General features: G+C 73.2%; 4 protein-coding genes. All 4 read left to right on the forward strand.

Translation table 11 applies throughout. The features are described 5' to 3' along the window. The first annotated feature begins 288 nt into the window (after positions 1-288). Positions 289-1,203, forward strand: coding sequence for a DUF3152 domain-containing protein (locus tag AC13HU_RS32715; RefSeq protein WP_483045612.1), 915 nt, complete (start codon positions 289-291; stop codon positions 1,201-1,203). 140 nt (positions 1,204-1,343) lie between these two features. After that, positions 1,344-2,180, forward strand: coding sequence for a tryptophan 2,3-dioxygenase family protein (locus AC13HU_RS32720; RefSeq protein ID WP_483045613.1), 837 nt, complete (start codon positions 1,344-1,346; stop codon positions 2,178-2,180). Continuing rightward, positions 2,173-3,507, forward strand: a complete 1,335-nt coding sequence (kynU, locus tag AC13HU_RS32725) for a kynureninase (protein ID WP_483045614.1) — start codon at positions 2,173-2,175, stop codon at positions 3,505-3,507. The genes AC13HU_RS32720 and kynU overlap by 8 nt, the downstream gene beginning before the upstream one ends. Positions 3,508-3,510: 3 nt before the next feature. Then, positions 3,511-4,508 (forward strand): alpha/beta hydrolase family protein (locus tag AC13HU_RS32730; protein WP_483045615.1); only part of this gene is annotated, 998 nt, incomplete at its 3' end.

Raw genomic sequence — 4,508 nt, forward strand, 5'->3', positions numbered from 1 at the left:
CCTCGGTGGCGCGGCCGGCGCCGCGGCAGTGCGGCGCCGGCTCCCCTCTTCGTTCCCCTTGCTCTCCCCGGCCTCCCCGCCGTCGTTGCCCGCTGACCTGCTCAAATGTCGCGGTTCGGCAACAGTCGCCTGACTCACGGCATATTCACGTACCTGTGTGCGATCGTGTCCATGCCGTCCTCGCCGTAGGGCGGCATCAGTACGTCCGGGACAGCCCGTACGTACGCATGACGCCGACACGCAGCTCGGAAGTGCCACGGGGGGCCGGGGCCGCGGTTCCGGCTGCTGATGCCTCCAGGGGGAGCCTTGGCAGCAAAGGGCCGCCACGGCCGACATAGGCACGGGCGCCGCACGACGCAGCGCAGGGTCGCGTTCGCCGGACCGCTGGCGGTGCTCTGCGTCGTCGTACTCGGCTGTGGCGGGGGCTACGCGGCCTGGCACAAGTCCAGGGGTGACGGCTCCGCGGCGGCGATCGACGCGCCGATATCCCACTCGGCCGTACCCGGCGGCGGCCCACCCGCGCCGGCCAACGGCAACAAGACCGGCATCGGCTCCTCCTCACCGTCATCGCACTCCGCCTCCGGTAAGCATGCGACCAGTGGCCCGAGCCACTCGCCGGCACCGAAGCCCTCCAGCGTGCCCAAGTCGGGCACCGGCGCCTTCAGCACGGCGCACGCCACCGGCACGGCTTCCGGGCACGGCAACATCCGCCGCTACAAGGTCGAGGTCGAAGGCGGTATCGAACTCTCCGCCAGTGACGCCGCCCACGAGATCGCCGGCATCCTCGCCGATCCGCGCGGCTGGGAGAGCAACGGACATGACGGCTTCCAGCTCGTCTCCTCCGGCCCCGTCGACTTCGTCATCAAGATCGCCACGCCCGACACGGTGGACAGCATCTGCGGCGCCGCCGGCCTGCTCACCCGTGGCGAGGTCAACTGCGACGTCGGCGCGACCGTCGTGGTCAACCTCAAGCGCTGGAGTCTCGGCTCACCCGAGTTCAGCGGCCCGATCCACGACTACCGGGCCCTGATCATCAACCACGAGGTCGGCCACCGCATCGGCCACGGCCACGAGGGCTGCCCAGGACCTGGCGAACTCGCTCCCGTGATGATGCAGCAGATCAAGGGCCTGCACGGCTGCGTCGCCAACGCATGGCCGTACGACAGCAAGAGGCACTACATCCAGGGCCCGCCCAGCGCCTGAACGGGGTCGCCGCCCCGATCCCCTCGACACGGCCGCGCCACATCTCCACCCCATCGCCGTCGGCTCTTGCCGGATCTGTCCGCACCGCAGATGATCGCGGCACAGGCCCGGTGACCCCGGGACACGATGGAGGTAGAACCATGTCCGACGCACCGACCGACGAGGCGGCGACCCCGAACCTCTCGTTCGAAGGCAGCACGCCCTACGAGGACTACGTGCAGGCGTCCGTCCTCACCCACCTGCAGCACCCGCTCTCCGACGAACCCGGGGAGATGGCCTTCCTGGTCACCACCCAGGTGATGGAGCTGTGGTTCACCCTGCTGGTACACGAGTGGACCACCGCGGCTGCGGCCCTGCGTCAGGACGACCTGCCGACGGCCACCGCCGCGCTGCGCCGCAGCCTGCCGGAACTGGAGTCGCTCAACACCTCCTGGAAACCGATCGCCCACCTCACCCCCGCCCAGTTCAACGCCTACCGGTCCGCCCTCGGCGAGGGTTCCGGCTTCCAGTCCGCGATGTACCGCCGCCTGGAGTTCCTGCTCGGCGACAAGTCCGCGTCCATGATCGTCCCGCACCGCGGCACCCCCAGCGCGCACGCCGAACTGGAGAAGGCACTCACCGAGCCGAGCCTCTACGACGAGGTGCTGCGGCTGCTGGCCCGCCGCGGCTACGACCTGCCCGCCGCCGTGCTCGACCGCGATCCGGCGCTGCGCTACGAGCCGCACCCCGAGGTCGAGGCGGCCTGGCAGGCCGTCTACGCCGACGACGACCAGGACTCCGACCTGATCCGGCTCGGCGAACTCCTCACCGACGTCGCCGAACTCGTCTGGCGCTGGCGCAACGACCACCTCGTGGCGACCCGGCGCGCGATGGGCGCCAAGGCCGGAACCGGCGGTTCGGCGGGGGTGGCCTGGCTGGAGAAACGCGCCACGAAGAACGTCTTCCCCGAGCTGTGGACGGCGCGCAGCCATGTCTGACGTCCCCGCCGCCCTCGCCCCGGACGCGCTCGCCGACCGCGCCGCCGCCCTCGACGCCGCCGACCCGCTCGCACCCGTCAGGAACCGCTTTGCTCTCGGGGACACCTCCCATACCGAAGGCCGTGGGGGAATCACCGTCTACCTCGACGGCAACTCGCTGGGCGCCCTGCCCACCACGGTGCTGCCACGCCTGACCGAGGTAGTCGGCCGCGAGTGGGGCGAGTTGCGCATCCGCTCCTGGGAGGAGAGCGGTTGGTGGACGGCGCCCGAGCGGATCGGCGACCGGATCGCGCCGCTGGTCGGCGCCGCGCCGGGCCAGATCGTGGTCGGCGACTCCACCAGCGTCAACGTCTTCAAGGCGTTGGTCGCCGCCGTCCGCATGGCCCCCCAGGACCGCGACGAGATCCTGGTCGACGCCGCCACCTTCCCCACCGACGGCTACATCGCGGAGTCCGCGGCCCGCCTCACCGGCCGCACCGTGCGGGCCGTCCCCGCCGGCGGGATCGCCGAGGCGGCCGGCGCTCGCACCGCTGTCGCCCTCGTCAACCACGTCGACTACCGCACCGGCCGGCTGCACGACCTGCCCGCCGTCACCGCCGCCCTGCACGCGGCCGGGGCGCTGGCCGTATGGGACCTGTGCCACAGCGCCGGGGCCCTGCCGGTCGCCCTCGACGCCGACGGGGTGGACCTCGCGGTCGGCTGCACCTACAAGTACCTCAACGGCGGCCCGGGCGCGCCCGCTTACCTCTACGTGCGAGCCGAGCATCAGCCCCGCTTCGACTCCCCGCTGCCCGGCTGGAACTCGCACGCCGACCCCTTCGGCATGGCCCCTGACTACGTGGCCGCCGATGGCGCGCCCCGCGGACGCGTCGGCACGCCGGAGATCCTGTCGCTGCTCGCGCTGGACGCGGCCCTCGACGTCTGGGAAGGCGTCGCGCTCGCCGACGTGCGCGCCAAGAGCCTCGCCCTGACCGACTTCTTCCTCCACTGCGTGGCCACGACCGCCCCCGCCGGACAACTGCGGTCCGTGACGCCCGAGGCGCACGCGGAGCGGGGCAGCCAGGTGTCGCTGCGCTGCGCGGACGCCGGTGAGGTGATGCGCGAGCTGCCCGCCCGCGGCGTCGTGGGCGACTTCCGGCAGCCCGATGTGCTGCGCTTCGGCTTCACCCCGCTCTACACCCGCTACCTGGACGCCTGGCGCGCCGCCCGCGTGCTCGCCGACATCCTTGAGGAACGCAACTCCACCCACTCCGGTGCCCGCCCGGGCACCGGCACCGACACCCGACCCGACGGCCACCCCGACGGCGACCGCGAAGGGAACCCGTAACCAATGACCGCTGCCGCGCCCCGCCCACCTTCGCCCCCGCCCGCCGACCGGGCGGCGGCCGAGGAGGCATCGGCGTTCGGCCACGACCCCGTGCCCCCGGACGCCACGGCGGCCTACGGCGACCACCCCGACCAGGTGGTCGACTTCTACCGGCCCGCCGTCACCGGGGGCGCCCGTCCGGCACCCCTCGTCGCGCTCCTGCACGGCGGCGCCTGGCGGGCCGCCAACGACCGCACCCACGTCTCCCCGCTCGCCGCGCACCTCGCGGCGCGCGGCCTGGCGGTGGCCTCGGTCGAATACCGCCGCGGCGGCCTGCTGAGTGGCCCTGGTGAGGGCGGTGGTTCCGGCCGCCCCGAGGCACCCGGTGACCGACCGGGACACGGCAAGCAACTGCCCCGGCAGCAGGCCGAGACGGCCGAACCCGCGCTTCCGCCTGCCGGCCGCTGGCCCGACACCTTCGACGATGTCGCCGCCGCGATCGACGCGCTGCCGGCGCTCGCTCGCGAAGCCCTCGGCGTGGACGCCGTTGATCCCCGCCGTACCGTGCTCACCGGGCACAGCGCGGGCGGCCACCTCGCACTGTGGGCCGCCGCCCGTCACCTGCTGCCCGCCGACTCCCCGTGGCACCGCCCCACACCTCCAGCCCTCCGCGGCGTCGTGGCCCTCGCCCCGATCGCCGACTTCACCTCGGCGATCCGGCTGCGCGTCTGCTCCGGTGCGGTGCTCGACCTCCTCGGTGGCCCCGACCACGCCACCGACCGCCTGCCCCACGCCGACCCGGCCGCGCTACTACCCACCGGTATCGCCACCACCATCGTGCACGGCACCACTGACAATGTGGTTCCGCCACAGGTCAGCGCGGCTTTCGCCCGTGCTGCGGGGGCGGCGGGGGAGGAGCCCACCGTGGCGTGGCTGCCGGCCACCGGCCACTTCCCGCTGATCGACCCGTCGAGCCACGCGTGTGCGGCCGTGGCGGACGAGATCAGCCAACTGGCCTGGTG

The sequence above is a fragment of the Streptomyces sp. NH27 genome (genome assembly GCF_056859195.1).

Bases quoted from the DNA above. Each gene is read 5' to 3' on its own strand.
- kynU (WP_483045614.1), top strand. From the start codon at position 2,173: ATGTCTGACGTCCCCGCCGCCCTCGCCCCGGACGCGCTCGCCGACCGC.
- AC13HU_RS32720 (WP_483045613.1), top strand. From the start codon at position 1,344: ATGTCCGACGCACCGACCGACGAGGCGGCGACCCCGAACCTCTCGTTC.
- AC13HU_RS32715 (WP_483045612.1), top strand. From the start codon at position 289: ATGCCTCCAGGGGGAGCCTTGGCAGCAAAGGGCCGCCACGGCCGACAT.